The sequence below is a fragment of the Actinoplanes regularis genome (genome assembly GCF_900188005.1).
Classification (GTDB): domain Bacteria; phylum Actinomycetota; class Actinomycetes; order Mycobacteriales; family Micromonosporaceae; genus Actinoplanes; species Actinoplanes regularis.
The window spans coordinates 151,802-165,838 of record NZ_FZNR01000009.1; the positions used below are offsets into that span (position 1 = coordinate 151,802).

The 14,037-nt window shown below is 71.7% G+C and carries 12 protein-coding genes; 2 read left to right on the forward strand and 10 right to left on the reverse strand.

Annotated elements, in window-relative coordinates:
- Window positions 1-17: 17 nt before the first annotated feature.
- From CHC09_RS23840 to CHC09_RS23860, 5 genes are all read right to left on the reverse strand, one after another.
- On the reverse strand, window positions 18-494 hold the full coding sequence (locus CHC09_RS23840; RefSeq protein ID WP_089295401.1) for a type 1 periplasmic-binding domain-containing protein: 477 nt from the start codon (window positions 492-494) through the stop codon (window positions 18-20).
- Between the two features lie 158 nt (window positions 495-652).
- On the reverse strand, window positions 653-1,249 hold the full coding sequence (locus tag CHC09_RS23845; RefSeq protein ID WP_089295402.1) for a GTP-binding protein: 597 nt from the start codon (window positions 1,247-1,249) through the stop codon (window positions 653-655).
- Window positions 1,230-1,595 (reverse strand): DUF742 domain-containing protein, encoded by a 366-nt coding sequence (locus tag CHC09_RS23850; RefSeq protein WP_089295403.1) that lies wholly within the window; start codon window positions 1,593-1,595, stop codon window positions 1,230-1,232. The genes CHC09_RS23845 and CHC09_RS23850 overlap by 20 nt, the downstream gene beginning before the upstream one ends.
- Window positions 1,596-1,608: 13 nt before the next feature.
- Window positions 1,609-2,028, reverse strand: coding sequence for a roadblock/LC7 domain-containing protein (locus CHC09_RS23855; RefSeq protein ID WP_089295404.1), 420 nt, complete (start codon window positions 2,026-2,028; stop codon window positions 1,609-1,611).
- Window positions 2,028-4,868: a nitrate- and nitrite sensing domain-containing protein gene (locus CHC09_RS23860; RefSeq protein ID WP_089295405.1), complete on the reverse strand. Its 2,841-nt coding sequence runs from the start codon at window positions 4,866-4,868 to the stop codon at window positions 2,028-2,030. Before CHC09_RS23860 ends, CHC09_RS23855 begins: the two co-directional genes overlap by 1 nt.
- A gap of 367 nt (window positions 4,869-5,235) precedes the next feature.
- Here CHC09_RS23860 and CHC09_RS23865 point away from each other — a divergent pair, with 367 nt between their 5' ends.
- Window positions 5,236-5,916 (forward strand): hypothetical protein, encoded by a 681-nt coding sequence (locus CHC09_RS23865; protein ID WP_089295406.1) that lies wholly within the window; start codon window positions 5,236-5,238, stop codon window positions 5,914-5,916.
- 12 nt (window positions 5,917-5,928) lie between these two features.
- Window positions 5,929-6,726: a hypothetical protein gene (locus CHC09_RS46540; RefSeq protein WP_089295407.1), complete on the forward strand. Its 798-nt coding sequence runs from the start codon at window positions 5,929-5,931 to the stop codon at window positions 6,724-6,726.
- A 65-nt stretch (window positions 6,727-6,791) separates the two neighbouring features.
- Here the strand turns inward: CHC09_RS46540 and CHC09_RS23875 are convergent, their stop codons facing one another.
- The 5 genes from CHC09_RS23875 to pabB all read right to left on the reverse strand — a co-directional run bounded on the left by CHC09_RS23875 (window position 6,792) and on the right by pabB (window position 14,034).
- Entirely contained in the window at window positions 6,792-7,241 is a 450-nt protein-coding gene (locus CHC09_RS23875; protein ID WP_089295408.1) for a hypothetical protein, read from the reverse strand.
- A gap of 155 nt (window positions 7,242-7,396) precedes the next feature.
- Window positions 7,397-9,382: a M48 family metallopeptidase gene (locus CHC09_RS23880; protein ID WP_089295409.1), complete on the reverse strand. Its 1,986-nt coding sequence runs from the start codon at window positions 9,380-9,382 to the stop codon at window positions 7,397-7,399.
- 75 nt (window positions 9,383-9,457) lie between these two features.
- Window positions 9,458-10,879, reverse strand: a complete 1,422-nt coding sequence (locus CHC09_RS23885; RefSeq protein ID WP_089295410.1) for a family 20 glycosylhydrolase — start codon at window positions 10,877-10,879, stop codon at window positions 9,458-9,460.
- 189 nt (window positions 10,880-11,068) lie between these two features.
- On the reverse strand, window positions 11,069-11,929 hold the full coding sequence (locus tag CHC09_RS23890) for a prephenate dehydrogenase/arogenate dehydrogenase family protein (RefSeq protein WP_239138475.1): 861 nt from the start codon (window positions 11,927-11,929) through the stop codon (window positions 11,069-11,071).
- Entirely contained in the window at window positions 11,926-14,034 is a 2,109-nt protein-coding gene (gene pabB / locus CHC09_RS23895; RefSeq protein WP_179277251.1) for an aminodeoxychorismate synthase component I, read from the reverse strand. The genes CHC09_RS23890 and pabB overlap by 4 nt, the downstream gene beginning before the upstream one ends.
- Between the last annotated feature and the right edge of the window lie 3 nt (window positions 14,035-14,037).

Sequence of the window (14,037 nt, forward strand, 5' to 3'; positions counted from 1 at the left end):
GATTGGCGCGCCCGGTGTCAATCGCCCTCGGCGGAGAGGACCTCCTCGACCAGGTCATGCACCCGCGAGGTCACCCGCTCCGGCGTCGCCTCGGTCACCTTAACCAGATTGGCCTGTGTCTTTCCGTCATCCACAGTGGTTATCGCAATGAACTTGGCGCCCGGAAACTGAGCGGCCCCCTGGAGCATCGCGGCGGACGGGGCGGATCCGGCAGCGAGAACAACATCACACCCGCCGCTGACCAGAGTGGCGAAAAAAGTGGACGCGTTCTGCGCGGTCTGCGGCCCGTCGACCTCAAGGAAACTCACCTTGCCGAGGGTCTCCTCGGACGCCTGCCGCATGCCCGCCCAGACCGGAGCGGCGCTCGGGTCGGTGATGCCCTGCGCCGGCGTCAACAGACACGCGGACGCCTCGGTGTAGACCCGGGAGCGCGGGTCCGGGCGCTCATCCTCCGGCCACAGCGACCATGCCACCAGCCCGGCCAGCACCAGCACCCCGGCGCCACCGCCCAGCCACCACGACGGCCGACCCGGGAGCCGCCGACTCGAACCCTGGCCGGCCTTCGCCGCGCCCCGCAACCGCTTGTTAACTCGTCCACCCAGCACGGGCAGAGCGTACTCAGACGATCAAGCCCGGCCTCGGGGGTCCGCTCCTAGCGGCTGCCCGCGGCGGCATACTGACGGCGGGCGACGTACTCCACCAGCTCGATCAGCACGTTGCGGGCCGCAACCTGGTCACGCGCGTCGAAGAGCACCACCGGGACACCCGGGTCAAGGTCGAGGGCGCGAGCCACCGCCTCCGGGCCGAACCGATGTTCCGTGTCGAACGTGTTGACCGCGACCACGAACGGGGTGCCGCGCTGCTCGAAGTAGTCGATCGACGGGAAGCAGTCGGCCAGCCGGCGAGTGTCGGTAAGCACCACCGCGCCGAGCGCGCCCTGCGACAGCTCGTCCCAGAGGAACCAGAAACGGTCCTGGCCGGGCGTGCCGAACAGGTAGAGCTGGAGGTCCTCGGTGATCGTGATGCGACCGAAGTCCATGGTGACCGTGGTGGTGGTCTTACCCTCCACACCCGACACGTCGTCGGCACCCTCGGCCCCGGTGAGGATCTCCTCGGTCTGCAACGGCCGGATCTCACTGACCGATCCGACCATCGTCGTCTTGCCCACGCCGAAGCCCCCCGCGATCAGGATCTTCAGCGCGACGGGGATGCGCGAGCCGCTGGTGCGGTCAGAGCGCACGGAGTCCATTGACAACCGCCTTGAGTACGTCGACGTCGTGCGGCTGACTGGCCGCGGGAGGTTCGTACAGCGAGATGAGACCCGCTGAGCGTAGATCACCGAGGAAAACTCGGACCACGCCGATCGACAGGTCCAGCTGGGACGCGAGCTCCACAACGGAGATCGGCTCCCAGGCGGCGGCCACGATGGCGTGGTGCTCGGGCTGCAACTGGACACCGGGTGCCAGGTCCGGCACGGTCGCGACCACGAACGCGACCAGGTCGAAGTCGCAGCCGACCGGCGCGACACGTCCCTGGGTCATCGCGTACGGGCGGACCACCGGACCGGCGTCCTGGTCCATCCAGTCATGTGTCATGTCCGGCGGCTCATCAGAGGGCATCTTGCGCCGACAGCGTGCGCCCTGGGGCGCTCATCGTCTGCCCGACCCGGGTGACCAGCATCGCCATCTCGTAGGCGATCAGGCCCAGGTCGGCGTCGGCCGACGCGAGGACGGCCAGACAGGCGCCCTGCCCGGCGGAGGTGACGAAGAGGAACGCCTCCTCCATCTCCACCACCGTCTGCCGCACCTGCCCGGCGTCGAAATGCCGGCTAGCCCCCTTCGCCAGGCTCTGGAACCCGGCCGCCATCGCCGAGAGATGCTCGGCGTCCTCCCGGTTCATGGCCGCCGAGGCGCCCATCATCAGGCCGTCCGCGGAAAGCACCACGGCCTGCTGTGCGGTCGGCACCCGCTCGACGAGGTCGTCGAGGAGCCAGGTGAGGTTCGCGCTCTGCTTCGTCGTCTGTGCCACTATGCGTCCTTCTCCGGCCTGTTCACTTCATTACCGCCCGGGGTGTCGGCGCGGTCGCCGTCCGCGTCACCGTCGCCCCCGGGTGCTGCCCTCTCTCCGGCGCCCGCAGGATCCGCGAGGGCCGGGAACCTGACGGTCTTCGATTCCATGAGCCCGGTGTCGCCCGCCTCGGCGGCACCGGCGTCCTTGTCGCCGCTGTCCGGCGGCATCGTCTTGGAGGCTTGGATCCGGCCTCGGGTGGTGCCCAACTGCAAGGCGCTCATCAGCGTACGGACCTGCTCCGGGGTGCGCTGCGGTGCGGTGGAGCGCGACGCCTCCGCAACGGGGTTGAGCAGCTGCGGGGCCAGGCTGGCCTGCCGGACCCGCTTGGGCAGGTCGTCCGGGCCGAGCCGCGTGGTCACCTCGTCGTCCGAGTCGGGCGCCGCAGGCTCGCCGACGGGAGCGGGGGCGAACGGCGGCACCGAGGTCGGCGCGACGAACATCGGTGCGGCCGAGGTCGGCGCGACCGGCGCCGGCGGCTCCGGGGTGGTGAACAGCGGGGCGGCCGAGGTCGGCATCAGCGGCGCCGAGTTACGCGGCACCGACCGCGGCGCGCCGAGGGCGCCGGTCACGTCGTCCAACCGGCCGGCGGTCGCCTCCGGTGGCAGTTCCGCCGGAGCTGTCGGGGTTCGGCGCACCCGCTTGCGCTGCACGAGGCCGTCCGGGCTGAGGTCGGGGGCGACCGCGCTGGGCGTCGGCCCGCCGGGTTCGCCCGCCAGGGGCTGGCCGTTCAGGCCCTCCCCGGCGATCGCCGGCGCGGGCTCGCCGTTGGTGCGCCGGGCCGGCGCTGCCGAGACCTGCTGCAACTCGCTGGTGTTCTTGTCCGGCCACTGCAGAGCGGCCAGGTCGCCGGCGCCGCCCGGCAGGTTGCTCCAGCCGGCGGTGCTGGCCCGGCCCTTCGCACCGGCCCGCACGACCGGGCCGGGCGCCTCGGTGACCAGGTCGCCGGGGACGAGCACGACCGCGGTGATGCCGCCGTACGGCGAGGGCAGCAGCGAGACCCGGATGTGGTGCCGGTTCGCCAGCTGGGCCACCACGAACAGGCCGAGCCGGGCGCTGTCGGTCGGGTCGAACTCGGGCGGTTCGGCCAGCCGCCGGTTCGCGACCTCGATGCCTTCCGGGGTCATCCCCAGGCCCCGGTCCTCGACCTCGATCACGTAGCCGTTCGGCAGCTGCTGGCCGGAGATCTGCACCCGGGTGTGCGGCGGGGAGAACGAGGCGGCGTTCTCGATCAGCTCGGCGAGCAGGTGGATGACGTCACCGACCGAACGGCCGACCAGCGCGGCGGACGCCACCGCGCTGATGTCGACCCGCTTGTAGTCCTCGACCTCACTGATCGCGCCACGGATCACGTCGATCACCGGGACCGGGTTGCGCCAGCCCCGGCCGGGCGCCGCGCCGGCCAGGATGACGAGGTCCTCGGCGTGGCGCCGCATCCGGGTGGCGAGGTGGTCGACCCGGTACAGGTCCTCGAGCTCCTGCGGCTCAGTCTCCCGGCGCTCCATCCGGTCGAGCAGCGACAGCTGCCGGTGCAGCAGCGTCTGGCTGCGCCGGGCGATGTTGAGGAACACCTCGTTGATCCCGCGCCGAACGTTGGCCTCGTCGACCGCGGACTGCACGGCGGTGCGCTGCACGTCGTTGAAAGCGTGACCGAGCTGGCCGATCTCGTCGCTGCCGTACTCCAGCGGGGGCGTCTCGACGTCCACGTCGACCGCCTCGCCGCGCTGCAACCGATGGACCACGGTGGGCAGCCGCTCGGTGGCCATCTCCAGGGCCTCCCGGCGCAGCTTGATCAGCCGGCCCACGATCGACCGGCCGACCCGCACCGAGAACCAGATCGCCACCACGAACGCGACCAGGCCGACCACGGCGGAGAGGCCCAGCCAGAGGAAGACCTCGATGGCGAACGGGGTGGCGTCGGAGGCCACCTCGTGGACCGTGCGCAGCGCGAACGCCCGCAGGTCCGCAGAGACCTGGTCGTAGGTGGCCTGCCAATCGGCGCCGGAGACCGGCGGCACGCCACCGACGTAGACGTGGTCGACCAGCCGGTTCTGCATGATGTCCAGCTGGATGAAGGACGAGCCGGTGATCAGCACGGCATAGTCGCCCTGAGCTTTCTCGGGCATGTCCGCCACGCCGGTCTTCAGCAGGTAGCGCGAGGTGACGATGTTCTCGACCAGGCTGACCCAGTTCTTCTTCTCGATGCCGCCGGCCGCGTTCGCGCCGGCCAGCAGTGCGTCCACCCGGCTCAGATATTCCTGGCCGCGGTACCCGGTGATCAGGCCGCGCACTTCGCGGTCGACCTTTTCGTGGAAGAAGACCGCGGCGGTCACGGAGACGTCGAAGCCGGCGTCCACCGTGTCGTTGTACACGGCCATCATGTCGTGAACGCCGATGCCGCGCGTGTCGACCCGGGCCCGGGTGGTCTGGACGGCGTCCAGCTGACGGAGCAGCGTGTCGGCCCGGGCGGTCAGGTCATCGCTCATGTCGAGGCCGCCGATGGCCGCCCGGAACGTGTCGGCCGCCTGGTCGGTGGCGGCGCGCTGCGCGTTGAGGTCGGTCAGCGGGGTCTTGGCCGCGGAGAGGTAGACGGCGGAGAAGTGCCGCTCACGCTGCATCTGCGCGGCCAGCTCCAGGCCGGGTTCCCCCAGGCCGTGGACCGCATCGCGCGCATTCAGCAGCGTCATCGCCGGCCCGATGGTTGCCGCGGTCGCGAAGCCCCAGAGCGCGAGGAGCGCGGCGAGCGGCACCGCGACCATCGCGATGATCTTCGATCTAATCGACCAGTTGCGGCTTTTCATCAAGCTCCGCCCGAGGAGGTCCGGCAGGGAACGGCGGCACGCCACCGACCCGGGAAGCCGACCGATCAGAAGTGGACGGCGGCGACGCGGACTGGATGCGCTTCGGAAGAATACGTAAAGACGTCCGTCACAGCTAGTTCTACGACCATCGAAAACTTACCTTCCATTCCGTTTGTCCATCGGGGATAGGTGTTGATCTCCGTTTCCGGGCCGTCGGGGTTACGACAGTGCGCCCGAATTCAGGTCGACGCGCCGTAATCGGACGGCGACACGCCGGGGCGGCGCCTGGTTTCCAGCCGGTTCGGTCGAAGACGATTGGCGAGCGGGTCCGAGTGGGCATATCCGCTACGGAAGAAGGAGGAACCCGATGTCCCCCACCGCCACCATCGTCCTGATCATCGTCGTCCTGCTGGTGCTGGTCGCAATCGCGTTCGGGGTCAGGGCCACGCGACGCCGCCGGCTCCGGCGGACGTTCGGCCCCGAGTACGACCGCCTGGTCGCCGACTCCGGAAGCCGCGCCAACGCGGAGCGCGAGCTGCTGGAACGCACCAAGCGGCACGCCCGGCTGGAGCTGAAGCCGCTCTCCGCGGAGTCCCGCGCGAAGTACTCAGCCGCCTGGGAAGAGATCCAGATCCGTTTCGTGGACAGTCCGAAGGAGGCGGTGGAGACCGCGGACGCCCTGGTCACCCGCCTGATCGCCGAGCGCGGCTACCCGACCGGCGACTACGACGAGCGGCTCGCCGACCTCTCCGTCGAGCACGCCGCCACGCTGGAGCATTACCGGTCCGCCCACGACATCAGCGTGCGCAGTAAGAATGACGAGACCGGCACCGAGGATCTGCGCCAGGCGCTGGTCCACTACCGGGCGCTCTTCGCCGACCTGCTCGGCGGGGACCCGGCGCCCGGAGGCAGCACCGTACCCGCACCACGATCGGCCACGGAGGAGATCACCACCGGCAACACCACGACCGCCGCCCGCTCCGTGACCGAGGAACCCGTCCCCGAACCCGGCGTCGCACCGTCCCGGCCCGACGCCACCAGCCGCTGAGGAGCACCCACGATGCGCTTCTTCTCCAACGAGGCCAAGGACAACCTCGACGATCAGGACCTACGGGCCGACACCGTGCCGCTGCAGCGGCCCGGCTCGCCCTGGGACGACCGGCCGGGCGGGAACGCGGAGGCCGCTTCCGGGGCGAGCGCGCCCGTGACCGGGCCCCCCGACGACGTGGACCGGGACACGGCTTCCGAAGCGGCCGATTCAGGGGCCGGCGACGACGACGCACTCGAGGACCGGCCGCGCAAGCACGACGGCGCGCCCGTGGACCATGACGTCGACGTCCCGCTGGACGACCGGGCCGACGACGTCACCGAGGAACCGGCCGCGGACTCCGACCCCGACGAAGCCGACGAAGCCGACGCGACCGACGAGGCCGACAAGGCCGACGCGACCGACAAGGCCGACGAGGAGCCCGCCGAGCGGGCGGAGACGGGGCGGCACCGGGACGACGAGCTGACTCCGGTGGCCGAGCCGGTGGTGGCGGTGGCCGCCGTTCAGCCGCCGGCGGTCACGGAGGCCGAGCCCGGGGTAGTCACGGCCGGTGGGCCGGCGGCGTTCTTCCCGGAGGCGGAGTCCCAGCCGCTGCGGGACCGCTGGCGCGAGGTCCAGCTCCGCTTCGTCGACGATCCGAAGACGAGCACCGCCGAGGCGGCCGCGCTGGTCGACGAGACCATCGAGAAGCTGACCGCCTCGCTGCGGCAGCACCGGGGCTCACTGGCCGTCGGCGGCGACGACACCGAGGCGCTGCGGGTTGAGCTGCGGGCCTACCGGGACATCCTGGACCGCCTGCTCGGACTCTGAGACGTCGGTCGCGGAAGAGGGAGCCGGTCGGCTCCCTCTTTGCCATTTCGGGAAGTGGGCGCTCGCTACGGGGTCACCCCGGTGGCCGGCGCGCTCGTCGGCTCCTCCCCGGGCGGCGGCTCCGACTCCTCTTCTCCGGCCGGCTTGCTCGGAGTGGACTCGACGGGCGGCTCGCTCGGCGCCTCGGACGGCTCGGCCGAGGGTGTCGGCGATGAGCTCGGTGACGGCGTGGGCGACGACGTCGCCGAGGTAGCGACGGACGGCGCCGCGCTGACGGTCGCGGTCCCGGTCGAGAGCGGCAGGAGCCAGCCGGCGGTGGGACCGGGAGTATCCGACTCCTCGCCCGCGCCGGAACCACCCTGGTCGGTCTCGGCGGCCGGCACCTGCTGGCGAATGACGACGGGCGGCTTACCCTCCGGCGCGTCGGCCGCGCCGACCTGCACGCCGAGCCACAACGCCGGGCCCAGTCCGACCGCGACGATGGCGCCGAAAAGCCACGCCGGCCCCCGTCCCATCAGCGCCTCCCCATGCGGTCTTCCGGGATCGTCCCGCTCCGCATCGGCTCTGTGCTACCCATTTCAGGCATACACGAAGCCAACAATCTCCGGGGCAATTGTTACCCGAAGTGATGACGGAGTTACTCATTCGTCATGGAGGAGACTCGAGCGGTTCAGCGGGTGCCGGTGAGGAACGTGACCGCCTCCTCCCAGGCTGCCCAGCCGCCCGGGAGCTCGTCGGTGTCCAGCGCCGGGCGCAGGGTGAGGCTGCCGCCGTCCCGGAGCCCGATCACCCAGCCACGCCGCCGGCCGGGCAGCGCGGTCACCGCGCCCACGTCGGCGAACGGCACGAACCGCCGCCCGTCCGCCGGGGCCTCGATCGTGGCCACCGCGCTCGTCCCGCCCTCCGGGCCGCTCGCGCGGCTTCCCGAAACCGGGACACCACCCGCGGCGATCTGGTTGAGCCGCCGCTTGGCCTCCGGGCCCTTGCCCCGGGACAGGCCCGGGACCAGCAGGAATCCAAGGTCGGTGACGAGCAGATCGGTCCGCTCGCCGTCCGCCGACAGGTTGATCAGCCCACCGAGCGCCTGCGCCCGCGCCGCCGCCCCGTCACCACCTGGCGCGGCCAGGTCCACCCCGATCCGGGACAGATAGGCGCGGACCGCCTCGGCCTGCTCCGGGTCGGCGGCGGCCGCCGCGACGTCGGTCAGGTTCAGGTGCGCGCCGTCCGCGGCGACAAGCTCGGCGGTGCCGGTCCAGTTGTGCCGCCAGCGGGCGACGCCGCTGCGCAGCGCGGCCAGGGCCAGCATCAGGGAGAGCAGTTCGACGATCCGCTCGGCGGTCTCCTCCGGGGTCAGGCCCGGGAAGACGGTGTCGGCGGCGGCCCGGAGCCGGCCGTCGGCCGCCAGTTCCAGGATCCGCTCCGCGTCCGGCACGGCGGTGCCGACGGCCCGGGACACCGCGGCGAGGGCGGCCCCGGCCTCCCGTTCCATCTCGGCGGTGCGGGCCACGCTGAGGAAGTCGTCCCAGCCGACCTCGGTACGTCCGTGCGGCGGGAACGCGACGGCCTGTAGCGCCCGGCCGAGCCCCGGCAGGTCGGGAACCAGCTCGTCGGCCGAAATCTCTGATTGCGCGGGATCTGCCTCGTCCGGCGAATCAGCCGGTGGATCAGCCGGCGAATCGGTCGACGAATCGGCCGACGGATCGACCGGCGGCTCGGCCGGCGATTCGACCGGGGTCAGCGCGGCCAGCCGCTCGGCGAGCGGCGGATGGGTCTCCCACAGCCCGGCCGGCTCCGGCCCGCGCGCCCGCAGGATCGCCACATCCTCGCCCCGGGCCGCGAGCACCCGCAGGAAACCCCCGAAAACGTCGTCCGGAACGTGTCCCGCGCTCCACCCCGGCGCGACGTACTCGGCGTGGAACAACCGCTGCATCCCGGCCAGCACCGGGAGATCCCGCAGCGCGGCAGCGGCCGCCTCCGGCCCGGCGTGCCCGGCCGCGATCCGGTCCGCGGCCAGCTCCTGGGCCCGGGAGAACGGCGCGTCCCAGCGACGGTAGACCCGGGCGTACGCCCGGAAGACCGCCCCGGCCGGGTTCCGGCGCCGGCTCCAGCGCGGCACCAGCCGCCCCACCGCGATCCTTCCCCGGTACGCCGTCGGCGCCCACCGCCCCAGCCGAGCCGACCCGTGCGCCAACTCGTGCGCGATCGCGGCACGCACCCGGGCGGTGTCCCAAGCCTGCAGCAACGGCAGGCCGAGGTAGAGATCACGGCGCCCGCCGAGCAGCCCGAGCGCCCGGGTCCGCTCACCGACCACGACGGTCGCGTCGGTGACCACGGTCAGCCCGGCCGGCGGGGTCACCCCGGCGGCGGCCGCGGCACCGTCGACCAGCGCCCACAGCTCCGGCGCGTCGGAGCGGGTCACCGCCACCCCGGCCGGCACCCGGCGCCGGATGTGCAGGGCGCGCCAGGTCGCGTACCCGAGCGCGCCGAAGGTGGCGATGCTCAACGGCACGCCGGCCCGCAGGGCGAAGTCGGCGGGCAGCAGTTTCAGCACGGTCCACAGGACACCGAGAACCACGATCAGTTGCAGTCCCGCGACGATCAGGAACCCGGCCAGGGCGACGACCGATCTCGCCGCCGCTCGTGCGTCGTTGCTCAAGCCGCTCTCCTCCCACCGAAACCGGCCACCAGCGTAGGTGTGTGGCGGGAGGTACGGCCCGGAGGGCCGGGACGATCAGGCCGAGGGCCAGTCGATCTCCGGAGAGCGGAAGTAGGCGACGCCGGCCGCGTCCCAGCGCGGACCGAAAGCGGCCACCCGCTCCCGGAACGACGCCCAGTCCCGGACCGCCTGCGGGGTCCAGGCCACCTCGGCGACGGCCGGCAGCCGGGGAAAGGTCAGGAAGCGCACGTCGTCGACGCTGCGCAGAGTCTCCGACCAGAGTGGAGCGGCCACCCCGAGCAGGGCCTGCTCCCCGACTCCTTGCAGGTGGCGGGCCGGGTCCCAGTCGTACGCCCGCTCGACCGGGAGGAGCCCGGCCCAGTCCAGCCCGATCGGGGTGCTCGCGTCGTACTTCATATCCAGATAGACCCGGTCGGCCGGCGACATGATCACCGCTCGCCCGGCGGCGGCCGCGGCATCCACGTTCGCGTCCTGCCGCTCCGGCCGCCAGTACTGCACGATCGCGCCCTCGGGCAGGTCGGCGGCGGCGATCTCGTGCCAGCCGATCACCCGTTTGCCGTACTTCCCCGGCAGCGGCAGCACCCGGGCCAGGAACGCGCGGTAGTCCTCGGCCGAGGTGGAGAGGCACTCGTCGCCACCGATGTGCAGGTACGGCCCCGAGGTCACGTCGGCCAGCGTCTTGAGCACGGTCTCGACGAAGGCGTACGTCTCCTCCCTGCCCGCGACCAGTGAGCTGTACCCGACCTCCGCGTCGGTGCGCGGCTCGACCGGTCGCCCGTCCGCGGTCAGCTCCGGGTATGCCACGAGCGCCGCGTTCACGTGCCCGGGCATGTCGATCTCCGGGACGACGGTGACGAACCGCTCGGCGGCGTAGGCCACGACGTCCGAGTACTCCGCCAGGGTCAGGAAGCCCGGCCCGGCGCCATCGCAGCCGGTCCCCGGACCACCGCCGATCTCGGTGAGCCGGGGCCGGTCGGGGATCTCCAGCCGCCAGCCCTGGTCGTCGGTGAGGTGCAGGTGCAAGTGGTTGATCTTGAACTGGATCAGCAGGTCGAGGTGCGCCTTGATCTCGTCGGCCGTGAAGAAGTGCCGGGCCAGGTCGAGCATCGCCCCGCGGTACGCGAACCGCGGCCGGTCCTCGATCACCCCGCCTGGCAGCACCCGGTCGCCGGCCGCCAGCTGGAGCAACGTCTGCACACCCCAGAACAGGCCGGCCAGCTCGGCCGCCCGCAGCGTCACCCCGCTCCCGGTGATCTCCAGGCGGTACCCCTCGGCGCCGAGCCCGTCCACGTCGGTCAGTTGCAGACGGAGCTGCCCGTCGTCGCCGGGAGGACCCAGGCGGGCGGCCACCGAGGCGGCGGCCGGCGGCGCGCTCACCCGGGTGTCAGGGGTGATCGTGAAGGTCACGGCCGGTTCCGGAACAACCAGGGCGGGCGCCGGGATCACGTCGCCGAGCCGCTTCGTCAGAGGGCGCACTCTGAACACTCTAAACTGTTTCGCCGTGGCGGTAACGGTGCGTCACGCCACCATCGGCGACGAGCAAGCTCCGCACGACCCCTCACCTTCGCCTCGGCCTGCCGCAACGGCAGGCCGAGATAAAGGTCGGCAAACTCGGAACTAGACCCGTTCCTCTCGATCAGGGCCGCTTCGCGTAACTGACCCCCGTCATGGTTCGTCCTGCAGGATCGCGAACATGCGGGCGCACCGGTCTCGATGAATGGCGAGATCATCGCCGAAAAGGGAGCGCAGTTCGCCGAGAGCGTCGTCGAAACCGTGGGTGTCGCCGGCGTCGACCAGGTCGGCCAGGCGGCGCAGGCCGTCCGCGAGCGCCGCACGACCGTGAGCGGCGTGCGGATTGGCGGCCTGGATGTCCCAGTAGACCTCGGGGCTCTGCGACATCAGGCGGGCCAGCAGCGCGAGCATGCTCTGGTGTGGTGGCGGGGCGGTCGCGGCCAGGGTCTCGAGCGGCAGGCCGAGGTCGCGCACGGCCAGGCCGAACGCGAGGATCGCGGCGTGCGTCATGCTCTGGGTGACGGCCGCGATCCGGTCGTGCTCGACGGCCGACATCCGCACGACCCGCCCGCCCCAGCCGGTGATCTCGGCGAGGAATCCCTCGACCCGCTCGCCGCCGTGCGCGACGATCGCGGCGACCGGCCGGCCTCGCATGCCGAGCGAGGGCGCGAACATCGGGTTCACGCTGACCCACTCCCGCCCGGGAGGCCCGGCATCGACGATCCCGGCCTTCACCGAGGACGTGTCGACCAGCAGCGCCCCGGCCGCCATCACGGCGGTAACCTCCGGCAGCGCCTTGAGGGTCACCGCCTCGGGCAGGGCGAGCAGCACCGTGTCCGCCGCCCCGATCACGGCGATCAACTCGGGGGACGGCGCCGTGACATCGGCGCGCAGGTCGCCCCGCGCGGCGACGTCCACGACCGTGACAGACGCACCCCCGTCGCGCAGCAACTGGGCGAACATGCCGCCGACAGCGCCGCCACCGACAACGACCGCGCGATGACACGAGGTCACGACGGCGACTCCACGGCGACCCGATCCAGCGGACCCGGCTCGCCCGACGCCGCTGAGAAAGCACTGATCATCACACGCGATTTCACGGCGGTCTCCTCCCACTCCTCGGCCGGGTCGGAGAGGGAGACGATCGCGCCGCCGACGCCGAAGGAGGCGCCCTCCGGGGTAGCGACCAAGGTCCGGATGACGATACTCAGGTCGGCCGCGCCGTTGAGCGAGAACCAGCCGAGCGATCCGGAGTAGACACCGCGCGGCCCCGCTTCCAGCCGGTCGATGATCTCCATCGTACGGATCTTCGGCGCGCCGGTCATCGAACCGCCGGGGAACGCGGCGCGCACGCAGGTGACCGCGGTCTCGTCCGCGCGCAGGCGCCCGCGAATGGTGGAGACGAGCTGGTGGACCGGGGCGTACGTCTCGACATTGAAGAGGCTCGGGACGTGCACGGAGCCGACCTCGCAGACGCGGTTGAGGTCGTTGCGGACCAGGTCGACGATCATCAGGTTCTCGGCCAGATCCTTCTCCTGACCGAGCAGTTCCTGGCGCAGCAGCTCGTCCTCCGCCGGGTTCTTCCCCCGCGGGCGGGTGCCCTTGATCGGCTTCGACTCGACCACGCCGTCGGCGCTGACCGACAGGAACCGCTCGGGCGAGGCGCTCAGCACCGCCACATCGGGGAAGTCCAGCAGCGCGCCGTAAGGCACCGGGCTGATTCCCCGCAGATGCAGGTAGGCCGGCAGCGGGTCGATCACGACCGGAGCTTCGACCGTGTTGGTCAGGCAGATCTCGTACGACTCCCCGTGCCGGATCTCCTCCAGACAGGCATCGATGAGCTTGAGGTACGCATCCTCGCCGTGCCGGGCCGTGACGCCCAACGCGGGCGCCGCGTCGACGAAGCTCCTGCCCCGGAACGGCACCGATTCCGCCTGGGCCTCCTGCTCCGGCAGCATCGCCAGCCGCCCGGCGGTCTCCTCCAGCCAGGTCCGCGCCTCGGCGGCCTCGCCGTCAGCCGAGTGCAGGGCAAGCAGGTAGGCACGCCGGTCACGATGGTCCAGGGCGAGCATCCGGTCAGCGAAGAGCAGCGCCGCGTCGGGTGTCAGCGCGGAGTACGCCGCGTCGCCACCGGTCTCCGCCTTGAGTTCGTAACCGAGGAAACCGACGTAGCCGAGGTTGAACTCGAAAGGCAGGCCGGCCGGGGCGGGCGCCGCCCGGGCGCGCAACTCCCGGTCGAGGTAGTCGAAGAAGCCGGTGTGTTCCTCGTGAGTCCGGCCGCCCCGGGTGACGCGCACCGTCCGCTCGTTGGTCCGGTAGGTGACGTACTCGGCGAGGGGGCCGGAGCCGTCGCCGAGGAAGGAGAAGCGGGACAGGCCGTCGATCACCTGGCCGCTGTCCAGCCAGAAGCCGTGCGGTCCGGCGGCGAACAGCTCCCGGTAGGCGTCGACCGGGTTCGGCAGGAACGGCAACTCCCGCACGAGCACCTCGTAGGGCCCACGCCCGGCGCTTCCGGAGGCGGGCAGCGGGGCTCGGTCGGTCGCGTGGTGGGCGAGCGCCAGATCGCGGAAGTTCGCCAGCAGCGCCCGGCCGTGCTCGGTGCTGATCGACTCCGGGTGGAACTGCACCCCCCACACCGGCCGGGTCCGGTGCTGCACGCCCATCAGCAAGCCGTCGGCGGTGCGGGCGACGTCCTCCAGGTCCGCCGGCAGATCCGTGACGGTCAGCGAGTGGTACCGGACGACCTTGAACGGCGACGGCAGTCCGGCGAACAGCCCGACCCCCTCGTGGTGCACCTCGGAGATCCGGCCGTGCATGGGCTCGGGGGCGAGAGCCACCGTTCCGCCGTACAGATGACAGATCCCCTGGTGCCCCAGACAGACGCCGAGGGTCGGCAGCCGACCCTCGGCGATCATGCGGGCGCTCAGGCCGAAGTCACGCTCCCGGTCGGGGCGGCCAGGGCCCGGTGATATCACCACCGCGTCGAAGTCCGCCAGATCGATGGTCGAAAATTCGGCGTCGTTCGGCACCACGACCGGCGGTACGCCGTTGACCTCACCGATAAGTTGATAGAGGTTGAAGGTGAACGAATCGTAGTTGTCAATTAGTAGCGTTCGCATTCT